This window comes from Deltaproteobacteria bacterium HGW-Deltaproteobacteria-2, from assembly GCA_002840505.1.
GTDB lineage: Bacteria > Desulfobacterota > Syntrophia > Syntrophales > Smithellaceae > Smithella.
Genome location: PHBC01000001.1, coordinates 854,297 through 869,288, shown reverse-complemented (window position 1 = coordinate 869,288; position 14,992 = coordinate 854,297). Strand labels below are relative to the sequence as shown.

Here is a 14,992-nt window from a genome sequence, read left to right as displayed (position 1 = left end):
GTTTACAATGTACCCGACCCGACCTGCCGGAATTTATGGGAGACATAATCGGCAATCAGGTTAAATGTTAATGTCAGAAAAAATAAAACAATACCGATGGCAAAAAGCGACTGATAATGAGCACTCCGAAAAGGTGCTTCTCCCATTTCTGCTGCAATGCTTGCGGGCATAGGACGAACTGAATCAAATATACTCTCGGGAATAGCCGCCGCACCACCGGCCACCATCAAAACAACCATCGTTTCGCCGATGGCTCTCGCCATACCAAGCATTACCGCTGTAGAAATGCCGGACATTGCTGACGGAATGATCACTTGTATAATGGTTTCAAATTTAGTGGCACCCAAAGCATAAGACGCCTCTTTGAACTCACGGGGAACGGAATAAAGAGCATCTTCCGAAATACTGGAAATAGTCGGTATCGCCATCATGGCCAGAATCACCGATGCGTTAATAATATTTAAGCCTGTGGGCAGATCAAATGTTTCTTGGAGCCAGGGAGCAATAATCACCATCCCGAAAAAACCAAGAACGACAGAGGGCAACCCAGCCAAAAGTTCTATAACCGATTTGAGAATCTCTTTAATGGATGCAGGAGCGATCTCGGAAATATAAATAGCAGCCAGCACACCTAATGGCACAGCAATTATTGTAGCCATAAATGTAACAATTAAAGAACCTATGATTAGCGGGAAAATACCGAAAGAGGGCGGATCATAAGTGGGGTACCACTCCATGCCGAAAATAAAATCGCGCACTGATACTTTCCCCAATATAGGTAGTCCTTCCCGAAAAAGCGAAAAAACAATCAGTCCCAAAACAACAATGGACACCAGCGAAAACAGGAAAAAGATGTACTTAATAATAATTTCTTTAATGTGTCTGGACACGATTTATTCCTCAGAGTCTTATTTAAATTCTTTTTCTATCCATGTTTTTATTTCATCTCGTGTTTTTCTATATTCTTTAATTTTGTTATCAGGCCGTCCATCAAACATGGACGGATCGGAAAAACTTTTATGGATACGGAAACTTCCTCCTGTAAAATACGGACAGGATTCCCTGGCTTGATCGCAGACGGTCACCACGTAGTCGAAGGTATAGTCTTTAAACATATCCAATCCTTTGGAATAGGCATGACTGACATCAATGCCAATTTCATTCATCACTGATACAACAAGGGGATCAATTTGTGCGGGATCGGAACCGGCACTAAAGGCCGCGTATCGATTTCCGTAAATCTTGCTTAAAAACGCTTCCGCCATCTGTGAACGGACAGCATTATGTGTGCAGACGAAGAGAACCATCTTTTTTACAGAATCTGTTTTCACTGCAATACCCTATAAAAGCGTACCTAGTTATTCTTTGCTTTTAGCTGATTTTTTCCCCTTTGTTTCCGTCAAAGGAACAAATCCCTCTTTAACGACAATTTTTTGTCCTTCCTGTGATTTGACAAAATCAATATACTTGGCCACGTCACCCTTTGCTTCTCCATCCGTGTACATATAAAGTTCGCGGGAGAGCGGATATTCCTTAGCAATAGCCGTCTGCACAGAAGCAGGTATTCCATTGACCTGCAAAGCCTTGACGCTTTTATTGACATAACCAATCCCCAGGTAACTGATTGCATAACGGTTCTTGGCAATCGCCGTAACTATAGCACCGTTGGACGCCAGCATCTGCGCTCTAGGTGTTACTTTAACTTTCTTCATGACGAAATGGTCCCATGACTCAAAAGTTCCCGAAGAAGAGTCTCGCGAAATGACGACGATTTTTAGATCATCGCCACCGACTTCCTTCCAATTGGTTATCTTGCCCTGATAGATCTGGCTTAACTGATCGATGGATAAATTTTTAACTTTGTTTTTAGGATGAACAACCGGAACAATGGCATCATTGGCCACGACATGAGCGACAGCATACATACCTTTTGTTTTGGCCAGATCAACTTCTTCTTTTTTGATTTCGCGGGATGACGTGGCAATATCCGCTGTCTTATCAATCAATGCTTTAATGCCTTCGCCAGAGCCGCCACCAGAAAGAGATATCTGAATTTGGGGATTTTTTTTCATAAAGGCTTCCAGTGTCCCTTGGGCAACCGGCAAAACCGTTGTTGACCCCTTGATAACAATTGATGAACCGGCAAAAGCAAGGCCACTCATTAGAAAAAAAGCTACCATTGCCATTACTGTTTTTTTGAAAATACTTAACATTTAATTCTCCTCCTGATTTAATTTTCCTGTATTATAGATGACAAATGTTACAATTTGATGACAGTTTGATTAAAATGCAGAAACAACACGAATAGTTAATCTAATTTTAAAATAAGCAGAAATTTATTTCTTATCGGCAAATTTATAGCCAAAACCACGAACTGTAAGAATATAATGGGGATTTTCCATATCCTCTTCTATTTGTGATCGTAAACGCCGGATGTGTACATCAACGGCACGATCCGTAATAAAAGTATCATCGCCCCAGACGTGATCAATAATCTGGTTTCTGGAATAAACTCTACCGGCATTTTGAGATAAGAAGAAAAGAAGCTTAAGTTCAGTTGGACTCAGCGTTACTTCCTTTCCATTAACTGAAACAAGACACGAAACGTAATTTATTTTAAGTCCTTTATGAATGAACTCTTCTTTACCTGCGTATTTCTCACCTTCCTTCAGGCGACGTAAAATGCTGCGCACTCTGGCAATTAATTCTTTAATGCTGAACGGCTTGGTCACATAATCATCAGCCCCTACTTCCAAACCGATTATTTTATCAACTTCTTCACTTTTTGCCGTCAACATAATTATCGGCAGGCCAACCGTTTCCGGATTATGGCGAATTGCCCGACATACATCAAGTCCATTCATCTTGGGCAGCATAAGGTCAAGTATAATTAAATCCGGCTTTTGTGTTTTGACAAGCTTTAGGGCGGTTTCGCCATCATAAGCTTTTACCGTAGAAAATCTCTCTTTCTCCAGATTATAAGAAATGAGATCAACTATATCTTTTTCATCATCAACAATCAGTATTTTAGGCATAATAATTTATACCGTTGGCAGAATGCGTTGAAGGTTGCTTTTTATGTCTTCTTCTTTAAAAAATCCGGGAAGCCTTTAACCTGTCTTTAAGATTTGTACCACATGTTAAGTTAGAGTTCAGCAGTTTTTTGATTGTTTCTGGTAGAAATGCTGTGTGAATCGGAAAAAGGAGAAAAGCAATATACAGGAAATATGCATATGCCTGACTACAATATTGTCGAACAATTTCTCAATGCGGAAGCTGCCGTTAAATACCCGGTCCAGTTAGCCATCTTTTCGCAGCAGGAAAGACAGGACACTACCCATCAGTTGATTTATTGATTTATATCTCTCCGGAGTGGCTGACAGGATTTCTTCCTCTGTCTGTATATATTTCGATGGAACCAGTTCCTTGCGACAATGGGAAACAATTTCCCAAGCCGCTTTTGGTGTGGTTTCCAGGTGAAACTGCAAACCGATAACCGACTTGCCGATTTGAAAGGCCTGATTTTCACATCCATCACTTTTCGCCAGGTGGGCAGCTCCCGATGGTAAGTCAAATGTCTCACCGTGCCAATGAAACACTTTCATAGACGGCGGGAAATTAAAAATGGACCTGTCGGTCGATGCGACCCCCTCGATGGGAAACCACCCGATCTCTTTTTCCGAATTTCGGTACACTCGAGCGTCCATAGCACTGGCAATAAGCTGCGCACCAAGACAAATGCCCAAGACAGGGTTCCCTGAATTGATGGCTTTACAAATGAACTGTTTCTCGGAAACCAGCCACGGGAACGTATTTTCATCATTGACACTCATCGGACCGCCCATGATCACTAACAGGTCTATCTTTTTTAAATCAGGGAATTCTGCTGATTCAAATAATCTGGTATTTGTTATTTCGTGCCCGGCCGCTTTAAGCCAGGGTTCAATGCTGCCCAGCCCTTCAAACGGAACATGTTGTAAATAATGCGCGTGCATATTTTCCCCTTTATATTACAAGTAAACACTTTAAAACATTCTCATAAAAAGTCACGGCAATCCTTTCGAAAGCTTGCCGTGACTGATAAATATATATAGCTTTTAGAATAAATAACTCAAAACAATCCCGCCATAAAGGTATGAAAAATCCTTGTCTGACGGATTGGCCGCACCTTGAAGACCGCGCGCTCTCATCTCATACTTCGCATCGTCGGACAGCGGGAAGACATAGGACACCGTCGGAATAACCGCAAGAGATGAAATGACGTTGACTGGCAAAGAAATAGAAACTATGCCATCGTGCAAATTATTAAACTTGTCCGTGGTTGCCAGAGAATCACCGTCAAATTTGGGATAAGTGGTCTCATCGGTAGAAAGCAAATAACTTGCTGTTGCCGCCAGTTTCAAACCAACTTTTTCATGCAGGGCAAAGGTATGGGATACACCCAGCGTTGCATACCACTGACGGTAATGATCGATTTCCTTATAGACAGTCACTGTGGGTGCCAAAATCGTATCCAAGCCCAAGGTGACAAAGAGTTCCTGAGCATCAAGCGGGTCTGTTCCACCCGGCGTCAAGGATGCTAGGCCATAGTAAATATACCCGGCGCCTACCTGCACCATGCCGAATTTTCGCGAATAGGAAATGGTAACATCCGTTTCTGTAAAATTGGATGAATATTTTTCGTCTCCAACATTATAAGGCCTCGTATCCAGATTGCCCCAGATGCTGGCAGTAACTCCCCGATAGCTCACCGTTGCGGAGGGCTGGATCACCACGCTGTGGCGACTCAGTTCCTGACCGCGCCAAATGTAAGCGCTGAGAATACTTGCGGCGACCTCGCCGGTTACTTTATCCTCTTCTTGCTTTTGCTCCACAGTTATTTGTTCCGGCTCGACCGGCTTCTGTTCTTCTGCCCGAATAGTTACGGGTAATGTGGCAATAATCAATAAAAGTAAAACAGCAGTAATTATCTTCTTCATATAGTTTTTCATAGTGCTTAATTCTCCTTTACACTCCATCCAGGTTTGAATTGTTCATAGTCAATACCGTATTTATGAACTTTGTAAGTCAGAACGCGTCTTGTAGTTCCTAAAAGTCTTGCGGCAGCAGTTATGTTGCCTTTAGTTCTTACCAATGCATGACGGATGACTGTTTTTTCGCAGTCGAAAACAAAGCGCTGCAATGTATTTTTTTCGGTATTAAATTTATCTTTATTCATAAGATAACCTCAGCCTATGGCGCCACCGCCGCGTTCACCGCTGCTGATGCGAATACATTCCGCGAGCTCCACTACGAAAATCTTACCGTCGCCGACGCCTCCGGTATGAGCCCCTTTGGTGATCGCCTTAATTGTCGGCTCGACAAAATCCTCATTTACCGCGATATCAAGCCGGACTTTATTGAGCAGTCCGCCAGCTTCTTTCGCGCCTCTGTATATTTCCGTGAGGCCTTTTTGCCGGCCCTGTCCCAGAACATTGGAGACAGTCATCAAATTTACATCCACTGCCTCAAGCTCTCTTTTGACCGCCTCCAGTTTGTGCGGCTGAATAATGGCAATGATTAGTTTCATGATTTATTCCTCCTATTCAATCACTGTATAAGCGGCTTCGCTTTGTTGCGTTAAATCCAGACCGACGATTTCGTTGTGTTCTTCCACACGCATACCGATAAACACATCCACAATCTTGAAGATGATGAAAGTCATGATCACGGCAAAGGTAACTGTGACTATAAGCGATAAGGATTGAACACCAAGCTGATGAGCGTTACCGAAAAGCAAGCCATCTGCGCCGGCGGCATTTACTGCTTTTTCCGCGAAAAAACCTGTTGCTATTGTACCGACAGCTCCTCCCACACCATGCACGCCAAAAGCATCCAGAGAATCGTCATAGCCAAGTTTGCCTTTAATTATCGCTACAGCAAGATAGCAGATCACCGCTACGATCATGCCGATAAACATGGCATTCATCGGGTTGACAAAACCGCAGGCCGGTGTAATGGCCACCAGTCCGGCAACAGCACCGGTCGCGGCGCCCAGGATTGTCGGAGAGTTATTATGCCACCATTCCACTAAAGCCCAGGTAAGACCTGCCGCTGCGGTTGCAATATGCGTGGTAATAAAGGCATTGGCGGCAAGTCCATCGGCGGCCAGCGCGCTGCCGGCGTTAAATCCAAACCAGCCAAACCATAAAAGAGCAGCGCCTAATACTGTAAAGGGCAGGTTATGCGGACGAATGGGTCTGTGATTGTAGCCAACTCTTTTTCCCAAAAGCAGAGCCAGTACCAGTGCCGAGATTCCGGAGCTCACATGCACAACTATTCCACCCGCGAAATCCAGTGCGCCCAGTGTCCTCATCCAACCTCCCGCACCCCAGACCCAATGCGCCAGCGGATCATAGACAAATGTTGTCCACAATAAGGTGAAAATCAGAAATGCGGAAAATTTTACCCGCTCCGCGTAAGCGCCGATAATCAAGGCTGGTGTGATAATCGCAAACATCGCCTGAAAAATCATAAAGACAGAATGAGGAATTGTCTTGGTGTAATCAGGATTCGGTGTCGCACCGACTCCTGCAAGTCCTATCCAATCCAGTTTACCAATGATGCCATGGAAATCAGGACCGAACGCCAAAGAATAACCGAACAACATCCACTGCAGAGAAATGACACAAACGATAATAAAGCACTGCATCAAAATAGACAGAACGTTCTTGCGTCGAACCAATCCTCCATAGAAAAATGCCAGTCCCGGTATGGTCATTAATAAGACCAGAGCGCTGGCCATCAAAACCCACGCTGTATCTCCCGAATTCATTATCAATACCTCCCTCAAAAAGTTTTTCTTTCAACTTTGATTAGGGCAAGATAAATGCCAACATATATAATATGCTAATTATATTGATTTTTTATGAATTTGTTTCTTAAGGAGAATCAATAAAGCGCAACAAAGAAGTCGTTTAAAAATTAAGAAGAGACAATTTTGTATTATCTAAATTGAGGCTTAATGCCTAAATTGATGATGGAGGTTATAAATTCTGAGATGTTTCAGGATAGCTTTAAGCTGACATTAAAGTTTATAAATTTCCGCACGGCAGTATTCTTTAAAGCCTGCCCGGGTGTAAACCTTTTCCCCCAATGGTGTTGCCTGTAGAATTATATCTTTAAATCCCGCCTGCATCGCTGCTTGCATCGCTGCTTGTGTGATGCTCAGACCGCATCCTTTGTTTCTATAATCCGGAAGAGTAGATACGTAGTAGATGCCCGCCGACTTTCCGTGCGTGAAAAGCAGGGAGGTAGCTACGGGCTTTCCATCTAAACTGGCTAGAAAAAGTCTTTGGGGAGATTGCCCGCCAAGATTAAATGAAGAAACAAAAGTGTCATACTTTTCTCTGGCGTGTTGAGGCATTTCAAAACCATGGAAGGAAACATCTTCCCAAAAAAACAAGTCGCTTTTATCCTTTACTTCGATGACTGATATATTTTCAGAAAACTTTGCGTCGGATAATGAATTATTCAAATCCGCGGCCATACAGGGGACTTTTGCAATTAAACGCAGTCCCGCTTCTTGTAGCATTCTTGAGGTTTCAGGCGATTGTCCACGGGGATATACCCACCACCAGAAACGTAGATTTAAATTTTTGTAATATTCTTTTATTTGGGCAATAGCTTGTACGTCGTCTTTTTTTAAAGGCTTTTCATTCCAGACCCAGTTGATATCGGAAATAGCAACGCCCGTGTGCATCGCACAGATTGGTTCAATACGCTTTAACGATGAGTTTAAGCTTCCCCAGTAACGGCTGACGGCAAAAAAATTTTCTTCAACATTTTTGATTTTGATGAGGATGAAATTTCCTTTATTTTTTTTAAATTATGCCGGCATGTTTTGTCCAGCTCCAGTTTTTCCAAAGCGGATCAATATAATCATGATTATTGCCAGTTGTTTTCAAGCCGCATTTCATGGCGAAATAACGATGAAAGGCAAGACATCCGGTTAACTCCGGATGAAAAACAGTAACCAATATGGATTCAGTTTCCGCTGCCGCTACATAATCATCAATTTTCAAAAGAATATTAACATCAGGATCCACATCAATAATTTTAGGCGCGCGAATGAAAGTAAGAGGTATGGGTTCAGGAGCAACAGCTGGAATCAAAGCTTCGCTGACAAAACTATCCAGTTGGCTGCCGAAGCCGTTACGTTCAATTGTAATATCGATCAAACCAAGGCAAGCCTTTTCACCAACCACTTCCTTCGCCAGTAGAATTGCTCCCGCGCAGGTGCCCCAGATTTTCATTCCACGTCGATGAGCCTGAAGCAATACATTCTTGATTTCAAAAATATTAAGTAATCTGGACAAACAGGAACTTTCACCGCCGGGGATAATTAATCCGGCGAGATCCTCAAAATCCTCTGCCTGCTTAACTCGTTTATAAGCTACGCCTAACCTCTCCAGGTGTTCCAGATGCTCATGCACTCCGCCCTGTAAATCCAGAACGCCGATTACAGATGGTTTGTTGCTCACTAAATGAAGAGTCATAGAAAATTACCAGCCGCGTCCTGCCAGGATTTGTTCGGGTGGAATTTGAGAAATTTCCAGACCGGGCATGGCTTCTCCGAGATCCATAGAAGCCTCCAGAACCTTTTGAGGATCATTGAAATAAGCTGTTGCCTTGACGATAGCCCGTGCTCGTTTGGCCGGGTCGGCTGATTTAAAAATTCCCGAGCCTACAAAAACACCATCACAGCCCAACTGCATCATCAACGCCGCATCAGCGGGAGTGGCAATACCGCCTGCCGCGAAATTAACCACCGGCAAACGTCCTAACTCCTTGACTTTTAAAGATAATTCATAAGGAAGACCATTTGCTTTAGCAAAACCGGTGACTTCCTCTACAGGCATCTGTGCCAGTTGTCGAATTTCACGATTCATTGTTCTCATATGGCGGACAGCTTCTACAACATTTCCCGTTCCCGCCTCGCCTTTGGTGCGAATCATTGCCGCGCCTTCGGCAATCCGGCGCAAGGCTTCACCAAGATTTCGCGCGCCACAGACGAAAGGAATCGAGAATTTTGTTTTATCAATATGGCATTCTTCATCAGCCGGAGTTAAAACTTCGCTTTCATCAATATAATCAATACGTAAGGCTTCCAGGATTTGCGCTTCCACAAAATGACCGATTCGGGCTTTCGCCATAACCGGAATGGATACGGCTTTTTTAATTGCGGCAATCATTGAAGGATCGGACATCCTGGCCACTCCGCCGTCTTTGCGAATATCTGCAGGCACACGTTCCAGAGCCATGACCGCCACGGCTCCCGCTTCTTCCGCGATTTTTGCCTGTTCAACATTGGTTACATCCATAATGACGCCGCCTTTGAGCATTTGCGCCAACTGGACATTTAATTCATACCTTTTTGCATCCACTTTAATTAGCCTCCTAACTTAATAAGCATATTATAATACTTCACATCGGTGTTTCCTAGTGAAAATAATTATCAAACTACCACAGCATTCTCGTTTTTATTTGTTTTTCGTTTAAATATTGTTTGATTTCAGTGATTGTGTACGTACGATAATGCACCATAGATGCAATCAAAGCCGCATCAGCCTTTCCTTCCGTTAATACCTGAGCCAGATGTTCCGGCTTTCCCGCACCGCCTGAGGCAATAACCGGAATACGTACATTTTCGGAAACCAATTTTGTTAAATTCAGTTCATATCCTGTTTGCATGCCGTCGGCGTCTATGGAATTCAGGCAAATTTCACCGGCGCCGAGCTTTTCCGCTTCTTTGGCCCACCACAGAGCATCAATACCGGTAAATATCCTGCCGCCGTGAATTACCATTTCGTAGCCTGAGGGAATTTTATCGGATACTTCCACTTTTTTTACATCCATGCCCAGCACAATACACTGACTACCAAAAGCTTTTGCTCCCTGAGTGATAATTTTCGGTTCATCGACCGCGGCGGAATTAACGCTGACTTTTTCCGCTCCAGCTAGAATCACACGCCTCATATCTTCCAGATTGCGGATACCGCCGCCCACGGAAAAAGGAATAAAAATCGTTTCTGCCACGCGCCTTACCACATCAATCATGATGTCGCGTTTGTCTGACGATGCCGTGATATCGTAGAAAACAATTTCATCAGCGCCCTGTTCGTAATATTCCCGTGCGGCTTCTACCGGATCGCCGATATCCACGTTTCCTTTGAATTTGATACCCTTGGTGAGCTGGCCGTCACGCACATCAAGGCAGGGAATTATCCTCTTGCTTAACATTGCCCCTCCCAAGCGCAGAAATTCTTCAAAATCTGTAATCCGGGACGCCCGCTTTTTTCCGGGTGAAACTGCATGGCCACAAGATTATCTTTGGCCAGAACAGAACAGAATATCATGCCATAATCGGTTGTTCCTAAAAAGGCTGCATCGTCAGACGGTGCCGGATAATAGGAATGCACAAAATAAAATTCGGCATCCGGCGAAACATTTTTAAAGACCGGATGACTGCGTTGCAACTTAACGCTGTTCCAGCCCATGTGCGGAATCTTTAATACCTGACCAACGGAAGTCAGATTGTCGGGAAAGCGTTTTGTGGAACCGGCAACAAGGCCGATACATTCGGTTTTATTTTCTTCGGAATAATCCAGAATAATCTGTGTACCCAGACAAATGCCCAAAAGCGGCCTGCCGGTTTTAATATATTTTTTCAGCCAGGTATCGAGCTTTTTTTCGCGCAGATAAGCCATTGCTTCTCCGGCCGCGCCAACACCCGGGAAAATTACATGAGTCGCAGTTTCGAGCTTTGTTGTATCGTCCGTAATGACAAAATCCTGCCCGATATTTTGCAGAGCCCGTGCTACGCTCGTTATGTTTCCGGCGTTATAATTAATTATTGCTATCATAAATCTAAGTAAAAATTAACTTTCTGATCTTTTAATTCCCATACGATTACAGATTGTATCCACCTGTTGCATCTGATCGGGTGTAAAAAAAATGTTGTATTGCATCAGGTCAAATGTTTTTGGCCACGCCCCCTTATTATTGAAAAAGAGCAATGACGTTCCTTCATTTTGCCCGGAAAATAAATCTTTGTTTGCAGCAGAAGGAACATTCCATCTGTATTCGTCAATATCTTTCCAAAATTCAGCCAGTCCCGGTTCTATAAAAAAGCCTTTTTCAGTAACTATCAGAACTTTGCCACTGTTTTGGGTCATTTTGTACAATGTAAAGAAAAAAGCTGCTAAAAAAAACACAGCCATCGCCGTCAGCACAAGCTGTTCGTCAGGCGATTTATCCTTTATTATGTGTATAATGTCCTTATAAAAAATCAATGGAAGCGCAACAATCAAAATAAGGAGAATTTTCGCCAGCCCTCCCCCGCCGGTAAAGCGGGAATTAATTCTCAATAATTCCGGCGATAAGCGGATATCCTCTATTTTTAATTGATTTCCATTGTTTTTTGTAAACATTTCGGCAAAACAGCCTTAACCCTTCACTTAGCAATTTTTATGCTCAAATTACAGCTAATTTTTTATTTTGTCATGTCGAGTGTAACGAGACATCTTGTTTTTATAAGACTTCTCATCCCGATAAATCGAGATTCGAAGTGACAAAAGAACAAATTATTGCCCGGAATTTTTTACCGGAGGATCTGGTTTTGATTTTATATATTCTTTTCCTTGATAAGAGTCCCGCCGCTCCAATTCTTTATTTATTGAGTTCAACACGTCTAATTTATTCATTGCCCAGTTCGGTCCAAGAAAAATATCGCGGTAACCGTCGGCAGTCAGGCGCTGGATGACCATTTCCGGCGGTAATACCTCCAGAACATCGGCGGTCAAAGAAACATATTGTTCCTTAGTTATCATACTTACCGTACCTTTTTTATACATATCACCCAAAATTGTTCCTTCCAAAGCCAGTAGAGAGTGAATTTTTATGCCGTTGATTGGAAGTGACGCAAGGGTTTTGGCTGTGGTTAGCACATCTTTGTCGCTTTCGCCCGGTAAGCCAATAATAATATGAACACAAATGTTTAAGCCGCTTCCCGCCAAAGCATTCGCTGCGTCCAAGAATTGCTGAAAATTATGTCCCCGGTTGATGAACTGCAGAGTCTTGTCGTGAACAGATTGCAAACCCAGTTCAACCCAGATGTGATATTTTTTCGCATAGCCGCTTAATAATTCGATAACATCGGGACCAAGGCAATCCGGCCTTGTGCCGATGGAAAGGCCGATGACGTCTTCCTGCTTCAAAGCTTCATCGTAGATTGCCCGCAATTTTTCCACTGGAGCGTAAGTGTTGGTAAATGTTTGGAAATAAGCAATAAATTTTGACGCATGCGGCTTATAATATTTTTTACCGGAGGCGATCTGTTCGGCAACTGATGGCAGTTCACCCTTCTGCCGCAAAGTTGATCCTCTGCTATCACAGTAAATACAACCGCCTGCAGCCACATGCCCGTCACGATTCGGACAGGTAAAGCCTGCATCAATCTGCAGTTTATGGACATTACAGCCGAACAGATTTCGCCAGTAGCTTTTCAGGTCGTAGTACCGCTTAGAATTTTTCCAAAAATCCGGTTTACCCAAGGCCGCCTCTTTTTTTGTTGTTTTTTTACAGTCTATGCCGTAGAAAAAGTTGTCATTCCTGTGGAAACGGAAATCCACTATTGCTCTTTCCTCCCTTGAGGGGAGGAAACCAAAAGGAGGGTGAAAATTCTTAAAATTCCCCTTCCTTTAATTCCCGCCCCCAGGCATGCGCCGGGGTTCCCTACTAGGAGCGGGAAAAGAGTTCTGGATGCCGCTATTCAACGGTATGACTTTGTGGTGTTTTCTAACATTGATTTAATACAAGCGCAAGTAATCGGATTAAGCATGGAAAATTTAACAGACAATTATGATGTTGCGGTAATCGGCGGTGGGCATGCCGGCTGTGAAGCGGCTCTGGCTTGCGCTCGCATGGGTTGCCGGACAATTTTATTCAATATCAATCTGGACTCTATAGCCCTCATGTCCTGCAATCCGGCAATCGGCGGTTTAGCCAAAGGTCAACTCGTCAAAGAGATTGACGCGCTCGGCGGCGAGATGGGCAAGGTTACGGATAAAACAGCCGTGCATTTTCGTATGCTTAATGCTTCCAAAGGTCCGGCTGTGCATTCGTCCCGCATGCAGTGTGACAAACAACTCTATCGTCTGACAATGAAAGCCGTTGTCGAGAACCAGCCAAATCTTTATATCCGGCAGGCCATGATAGAGAGCTTAGTCATTGAAGACGGCACAGTAATAGGAGTACTGGATCAAAGCGAACATTTTTACGGAGCGAAAAAAGTTGTTATCACCACCGGAACTTTTTTAAACGGTCTGGTACACGTCGGTGCATCTCAAATCCCATCGGGACGCGCCGGAGAACTGGCTTCTATTGGGCTGGCGAAAAATCTTAAAAACCTTGGTTTTGATATCGGCAGAATGAAAACAGGAACTCCTCCGCGCCTATGTGCTTCGTCCATTGATTTTTCCAGACTCGAGCGTCAGGACAGCGACCCTTCGCCGCAGCCTTTTTCCTTTACCACGAAGGCGTTGCGTACGGAGCGTCTACCTTCTTATTTTTCTGCCACATCCGCTGAAACACATCGCGTAATTCGGGAAAATATTCAGCACTCGCCTCTGTATTCCGGCATCATTAAAGGCGTGAGTGCCCGCTACTGCCCATCGCTGGAAGATAAGGTTATGCGTTTCAGTGAGCGTGAAAGCCATCCGGTGGTGCTTGAGCATGAAGGACTGGACACGCAGGAAGTTTACGCCAAGGGCTTGGGCAACTGCCTCCCGCTGGAATTGCAATACAAGATTGTGCGCAGTGTAAAAGGATTGGAACAGGCGCAAATCATGCGTCCGGCTTACGCCATCGAGTATGATTTTGTTCAGCCCACGCAACTCAAACCTACGCTGGAAACAAAATTGGTTGACGGCCTGTATCTGGCCGGGCAGATAAATGGCACATCGGGTTATGAAGAAGCGGCGGCGCAGGGTCTCTGGGCCGGCATAAATGCCGCCTGCGCTGTGCAGGGAGCACCAGCATTTATTCTGGATCGCTCTGAAGCCTATATGGCAGTGATGATAGATGATCTGGTAACTAGAGGTGTGGATGAACCCTACCGAATGTTTACCTCGCGTGCCGAGTACCGCCTGATTTTGCGGGAAGACAATGCAACCATTCGTTTGATGGGCAAAGGCTGTGAGCTGGGGTTGATTGAACGTGCGCATTATCTGGAGCTTCATGACAAAATTAAAAAGATAGAACAGGGCATTGAACATCTCAAAGCATCATCGATCAATCCAACACCGGAAATAAACGAAGCATTGGCAAAAATTCCATCGCCGCCTTTGAATAATCACTCCACTCTTCACGGTTTGCTGAAACGTCATGAAATCTCTTATGACAATCTTACCGGATTTCCCGGCTGGGAACCGCAAGATGATTCTTTTGTCAAACAGCAGATTGAAATTGAAACGAAATATGAAGGCTATATCAAGCGGCAGTTCGATGCCGTGAAAAAATTAAAAGATCAGGAAAAAAAGAAAATCCCGCCGGACTTTGATTATAACTGTGTACCCGGCCTCTCCAACGAACTAAAAGCAAAACTCACCAAAATAGCGCCGCAAACTCTCGGCCAGATGGAGCGCATTATCGGCATGACCGAAGGCGCAATTTCGGCGGTGTTAATCATGATGAAAAAGCAGGAACTAAGCAAGGACTGTTGAAAAATGTGCATCTGTCCCGATAAAATCGGGATTGCGCTTCAGCCCTCGTCGTTGCGACGTACACAAAAAGTACGCCTCACTTCTCTGGCTTCACGCGCTTTGCATCTGAACATTTTTGAACAGCCCTAGAAATAAATCCAAATTTTATAACATTTTTCTTTTAAGAAAAAAGAGTTTGTGCTATTTCCTTTTTCAAATCACCAAGCAAATTAAGTTCACACAATTAATTA

Annotated in this window: 17 protein-coding genes; 1 reads left to right on the top strand and 16 read right to left on the bottom strand. The window is 43.9% G+C overall.

Features of this window, described 5'->3' with window-relative positions; all coding sequences use genetic code 11:
* Positions 1 to 2 precede the first annotated feature (2 nt).
* The 16 genes from pstC to CVU62_03910 form a co-directional block, all read right to left on the bottom strand.
* Positions 3 to 890, bottom strand: coding sequence for a phosphate ABC transporter permease subunit PstC (gene pstC / locus CVU62_03985; protein ID PKN39361.1), 888 nt, complete (start codon positions 888 to 890; stop codon positions 3 to 5).
* Between the two features lie 18 nt (positions 891 to 908).
* Positions 909 to 1,307 (bottom strand): low molecular weight phosphatase family protein, encoded by a 399-nt coding sequence (locus tag CVU62_03980; GenBank protein ID PKN39466.1) that lies wholly within the window; start codon positions 1,305 to 1,307, stop codon positions 909 to 911.
* 51 nt (positions 1,308 to 1,358) lie between these two features.
* The gene (locus CVU62_03975) at positions 1,359 to 2,213 is read right to left on the bottom strand and encodes a phosphate ABC transporter substrate-binding protein (GenBank protein PKN39360.1); all 855 of its coding nucleotides are present in this window, start codon (positions 2,211 to 2,213) and stop codon (positions 1,359 to 1,361) included.
* 123 nt (positions 2,214 to 2,336) lie between these two features.
* Complete coding sequence (locus CVU62_03970; protein ID PKN39359.1) at positions 2,337 to 3,038, bottom strand: DNA-binding response regulator; 702 nt, start codon at positions 3,036 to 3,038, stop codon at positions 2,337 to 2,339.
* Between the two features lie 261 nt (positions 3,039 to 3,299).
* On the bottom strand, positions 3,300 to 3,995 hold the full coding sequence (locus CVU62_03965) for an amidotransferase (protein ID PKN39358.1): 696 nt from the start codon (positions 3,993 to 3,995) through the stop codon (positions 3,300 to 3,302).
* A gap of 102 nt (positions 3,996 to 4,097) precedes the next feature.
* A complete protein-coding gene (locus CVU62_03960; GenBank protein PKN39357.1) occupies positions 4,098 to 4,991 on the bottom strand; it encodes a hypothetical protein in 894 nt (297 codons plus the stop codon).
* Positions 4,992 to 4,996: 5 nt separating this feature from the next.
* A complete protein-coding gene (locus CVU62_03955) occupies positions 4,997 to 5,218 on the bottom strand; it encodes a hypothetical protein (protein ID PKN39356.1) in 222 nt (73 codons plus the stop codon).
* 9 nt (positions 5,219 to 5,227) lie between these two features.
* Positions 5,228 to 5,569: a transcriptional regulator gene (locus tag CVU62_03950; GenBank protein PKN39355.1), complete on the bottom strand. Its 342-nt coding sequence runs from the start codon at positions 5,567 to 5,569 to the stop codon at positions 5,228 to 5,230.
* Between the two features lie 12 nt (positions 5,570 to 5,581).
* The gene (locus CVU62_03945; GenBank protein PKN39354.1) at positions 5,582 to 6,814 is read right to left on the bottom strand and encodes an ammonia channel protein; all 1,233 of its coding nucleotides are present in this window, start codon (positions 6,812 to 6,814) and stop codon (positions 5,582 to 5,584) included.
* Between the two features lie 252 nt (positions 6,815 to 7,066).
* Positions 7,067 to 7,741: a hypothetical protein gene (locus tag CVU62_03940; GenBank protein ID PKN39353.1), complete on the bottom strand. Its 675-nt coding sequence runs from the start codon at positions 7,739 to 7,741 to the stop codon at positions 7,067 to 7,069.
* Between the two features lie 121 nt (positions 7,742 to 7,862).
* Complete coding sequence (locus CVU62_03935) at positions 7,863 to 8,537, bottom strand: pyridoxal 5'-phosphate synthase glutaminase subunit PdxT (GenBank protein PKN39352.1); 675 nt, start codon at positions 8,535 to 8,537, stop codon at positions 7,863 to 7,865.
* 6 nt (positions 8,538 to 8,543) lie between these two features.
* Positions 8,544 to 9,425 carry a pyridoxal 5'-phosphate synthase lyase subunit PdxS gene (locus CVU62_03930; GenBank protein PKN39351.1) on the bottom strand — a complete coding sequence of 294 codons (882 nt, stop codon included), beginning with the start codon at positions 9,423 to 9,425 and terminating at the stop codon, positions 8,544 to 8,546.
* 76 nt (positions 9,426 to 9,501) lie between these two features.
* A complete protein-coding gene (locus CVU62_03925; protein ID PKN39350.1) occupies positions 9,502 to 10,281 on the bottom strand; it encodes an imidazole glycerol phosphate synthase subunit HisF in 780 nt (259 codons plus the stop codon).
* Positions 10,275 to 10,904 carry an imidazole glycerol phosphate synthase subunit HisH gene (locus CVU62_03920; GenBank protein ID PKN39349.1) on the bottom strand — a complete coding sequence of 210 codons (630 nt, stop codon included), beginning with the start codon at positions 10,902 to 10,904 and terminating at the stop codon, positions 10,275 to 10,277. The genes CVU62_03925 and CVU62_03920 overlap by 7 nt, the downstream gene beginning before the upstream one ends.
* Before the next feature lie 15 nt (positions 10,905 to 10,919).
* Positions 10,920 to 11,471 carry a hypothetical protein gene (locus tag CVU62_03915; protein ID PKN39348.1) on the bottom strand — a complete coding sequence of 184 codons (552 nt, stop codon included), beginning with the start codon at positions 11,469 to 11,471 and terminating at the stop codon, positions 10,920 to 10,922.
* A gap of 153 nt (positions 11,472 to 11,624) precedes the next feature.
* Positions 11,625 to 12,629 carry a TIGR01212 family radical SAM protein gene (locus CVU62_03910; protein ID PKN39465.1) on the bottom strand — a complete coding sequence of 335 codons (1,005 nt, stop codon included), beginning with the start codon at positions 12,627 to 12,629 and terminating at the stop codon, positions 11,625 to 11,627.
* 249 nt (positions 12,630 to 12,878) lie between these two features.
* Between CVU62_03910 and CVU62_03905 the strand changes: the two genes are divergently transcribed.
* Positions 12,879 to 14,762: a tRNA uridine-5-carboxymethylaminomethyl(34) synthesis enzyme MnmG gene (locus tag CVU62_03905; protein ID PKN39464.1), complete on the top strand. Its 1,884-nt coding sequence runs from the start codon at positions 12,879 to 12,881 to the stop codon at positions 14,760 to 14,762.
* Positions 14,763 to 14,992 lie beyond the last annotated feature (230 nt).

Bases quoted from the DNA above. Each gene is read 5' to 3' on its own strand.
- CVU62_03980 (PKN39466.1), bottom strand. From the start codon at position 1,307: ATGGTTCTCTTCGTCTGCACACATAATGCTGTCCGTTCACAGATGGCG.
- CVU62_03975 (PKN39360.1), bottom strand. From the start codon at position 2,213: ATGTTAAGTATTTTCAAAAAAACAGTAATGGCAATGGTAGCTTTTTTT.
- CVU62_03965 (PKN39358.1), bottom strand. From the start codon at position 3,995: ATGCACGCGCATTATTTACAACATGTTCCGTTTGAAGGGCTGGGCAGC.
- CVU62_03960 (PKN39357.1), bottom strand. From the start codon at position 4,991: ATGAAAAACTATATGAAGAAGATAATTACTGCTGTTTTACTTTTATTG.
- CVU62_03955 (PKN39356.1), bottom strand. From the start codon at position 5,218: ATGAATAAAGATAAATTTAATACCGAAAAAAATACATTGCAGCGCTTT.
- CVU62_03950 (PKN39355.1), bottom strand. From the start codon at position 5,569: ATGAAACTAATCATTGCCATTATTCAGCCGCACAAACTGGAGGCGGTC.
- CVU62_03945 (PKN39354.1), bottom strand. From the start codon at position 6,814: ATGAATTCGGGAGATACAGCGTGGGTTTTGATGGCCAGCGCTCTGGTC.
- CVU62_03940 (PKN39353.1), bottom strand. From the start codon at position 7,741: ATGCACACGGGCGTTGCTATTTCCGATATCAACTGGGTCTGGAATGAA.
- CVU62_03935 (PKN39352.1), bottom strand. From the start codon at position 8,537: ATGACTCTTCATTTAGTGAGCAACAAACCATCTGTAATCGGCGTTCTG.
- CVU62_03925 (PKN39350.1), bottom strand. From the start codon at position 10,281: ATGTTAAGCAAGAGGATAATTCCCTGCCTTGATGTGCGTGACGGCCAG.
- CVU62_03920 (PKN39349.1), bottom strand. From the start codon at position 10,904: ATGATAGCAATAATTAATTATAACGCCGGAAACATAACGAGCGTAGCA.
- CVU62_03915 (PKN39348.1), bottom strand. From the start codon at position 11,471: ATGTTTACAAAAAACAATGGAAATCAATTAAAAATAGAGGATATCCGC.
- CVU62_03905 (PKN39464.1), top strand. From the start codon at position 12,879: ATGGAAAATTTAACAGACAATTATGATGTTGCGGTAATCGGCGGTGGG.